We start from the raw sequence: 2,368 nt of genomic DNA, 5'->3' as shown, positions 1-2,368 counted from the left end.
ACGGACCGTTCATGGCGTTCGCGAGGCGATCAGGTGCAGTGCTCGAAAGGCGATTCGTAGCTGGCGGACCCCGCCGAGCCGCCCCACCGGACGCACTTCGCGCCGGCGGCCGCGCTCACCGGACCCGCGTAGTACTCGAAGCTGCCGGAGTCGGTCTTCCTGGCCGAACCCTGCACTTCGAGGAAGGCCGAGACCGCGCTGCCGGTGCCGACCGAGGTGGACTTGATGGTGGTGACACAGTTGTTCTTGTTCGTGGCGTTGTACAGCAGGTACGCGGTCGCGGCGCTGCCGATCGCCTGCGAGTCGATCACCTTGTAACCGTCGCCGCACACCTCGACGGCGTCGTACGGGTTGGGGTTCCCGCTGCCGCTGCAGGTGTTCTTGGAGGTCACGTTGGCGTTGGGATAGCCGAACTTCACGCCGTTGAAGTACGCGGGCTTGATGTTGCTCGGCCACGACGAGTCGTTGGTGCGGACTTCGTAGTGCAGGTGCGGGCTGATGTTGTTGCCCGGCTTGGAGGTGTTGCCGACCTCGCCGATCTTCTGCCCCTGCGCGACCTGCGCGTTGAGCGCGACCGAACGGACCTTCAGATGCGCGTAGTAGGTCGACCATCCCCCACCGTGGTCGATCTTCACCAGGTTGCCGAACCCGTTCGCGGAACCCTGGTGCGCCGAGATGACGACCTTGCCCGCCGCCGCCGCGACCACGGTGTCGCCGAGGTCGGCGTCCGCGGAACCGCCGCGGTTGAAGTCGATCTCGTAGGCCCGGTGCGCGCTGCTGTTGTCGTTGTCGCCGTTCCACACCTGGTTGCAGGGGAACGGGAGCTGGAAGTTGGGACGCGGCCCGACGGCGGCTTCGGCCGACGTCGCGGTGATCGCCAGCCCGGCCATGCCCAGCAAGGCGGTGGCGGCCGCCGTGAGCACTCGTCTGAATCTCATCGGATGTCCTTTCTCGGGCGTTTCGCGAGAAGCGTCCCGAAAGGGCGTACAAGCGAGATACAAACGACCACGAGCCCTCCTGGCCGAGGGGACCAGGAGGACTCGTGCCGCCTCCGCACCGGGACCGTCCGCGTCTTCCCCGTCCCGGTACGGGTGTCTCAGCCGACCCGCTCGATGGTGGCGCGGCGGATCAGGAACTTGCCCGGTTCGCGGACCTGCTCGAAGGCCGCGTTGTTCAGGAGCGCGCAACTGCCGGAGACGCCGGTGACCTCGACGGTCGTGGACTTGTCGTTGTCCAGGTTCGTCACCTTCAGCTTGGTGCCCGCCGGGAACTCGCTGCTGGACGCCGCCGGGGCGCCGCCTTCGCCGGACAGCGTCACCGTGGAGCCCGGGCAGACGACCTCGCCCTCCCCTGCGACCGCTTCCTCCTGCGGCGCCGCTTCTTCCTGCGGAGCCGCCTCGTCCTCGACCGCCGCCTGATCCCCGCTTTCGGCCTGCACTTCTTCGGTGCACCCGGCGGCTTCGCGGCGCTGCTGGATGAGGTCGACGACGGCCTGCCTGTTCGCGATCCGCGCCTCGGACAAGGCGTCCGGCTGCGCCTTCTGGCCCGCGATGAAGGTGAGGTTGTTGCGGAGAGCGGTGTCGAGTCCCTGGCAGCTTTCCGCGGCCTGCCCGTCCGGAGTGCTGATCGCGAACATCGCCGCGGCGATGGCGGCCACCCCGAGCACGGACGCGATGCCGATCGTCGCGCGTTTGCGGTGTTTCCCGGCGCTGTTCATCATCGGTGTTTCCTCCGGTCTGGTTTCCTCCTCACCCACATCCAGGGATACGGCCGGATAACGAAAGTGGTTCAAACCGATTTCAGCCGAGCCAGGGTTTCGCGATCCGCGCGTACGTGCCGTCGTTCAGCGCGAGACGCAGCCACTGGTCGACCCACTCCTTGAACACGACGTCGCGCGGCAGGAGATACGCCTTCTCCGAGAAGGTGAACGGCTCGTCGGGGTGCACCGCGCACAACCGCGGGTTCTGCTTGGCCTGCCAACGGGTTTCGGTGGCGTCGGTGATCATCAGGTCGGCCCGGCCCGCCAGGATCTCGGCGAAGATCGTGTTGTTGTCCGGATGCCGCACGATGGTCGCGCGTTTCAGGTTGGCGTCGGCGAACTGTTCGTTGGTACCGCCCGGATTCACGATCGCCCGCACGCCGGGCTGGTCGATCTGCTCCAGGGTCTGGAACCGCTTTTCGTTCTCGCACAAGGTGATCGGTGTCTTGCCGTCGCGAAGATAAGGGGCGGTGTAGAAGCCCTTCTTCGCGCGGTCCAAGGTCACCGAGACCCCGCCCATCGCCAGATCGCATTTCCGCCCGACGTCGTCGGCGATCGCCTTCCAGGTGGTCTGGACCAGCTGGAGCCGGACGCCGAGCCGCCCGGCGA

3 protein-coding genes are annotated in these 2,368 nt (G+C 67.1%); all 3 read right to left on the bottom strand.

Translation table 11 applies throughout. The annotated features are described in order from the left end of the window. Window positions 1-29: 29 nt before the first annotated feature. A complete protein-coding gene (locus tag AVR91_RS17080; protein ID WP_063823230.1) occupies window positions 30-938 on the bottom strand; it encodes a M23 family metallopeptidase in 909 nt (302 codons plus the stop codon). A gap of 158 nt (window positions 939-1,096) precedes the next feature. Further along, window positions 1,097-1,720, bottom strand: a complete 624-nt coding sequence (locus tag AVR91_RS17075; protein ID WP_063277361.1) for an RlpA-like double-psi beta-barrel domain-containing protein — start codon at window positions 1,718-1,720, stop codon at window positions 1,097-1,099. A gap of 79 nt (window positions 1,721-1,799) precedes the next feature. Then, a partial coding sequence (locus AVR91_RS17070; RefSeq protein WP_076857367.1) for a transporter substrate-binding domain-containing protein occupies window positions 1,800-2,368 on the bottom strand: 569 nt, incomplete at its 5' end.

It is taken from the genome of Amycolatopsis keratiniphila subsp. keratiniphila (assembly GCF_001620365.2).
In the GTDB taxonomy this organism is placed as follows: Bacteria; Actinomycetota; Actinomycetes; order Mycobacteriales; family Pseudonocardiaceae; genus Amycolatopsis; species Amycolatopsis keratiniphila.
Note: the sequence above shows the minus strand (reverse complement) of the source record. Positions and strands in the feature narration are given on the sequence as shown.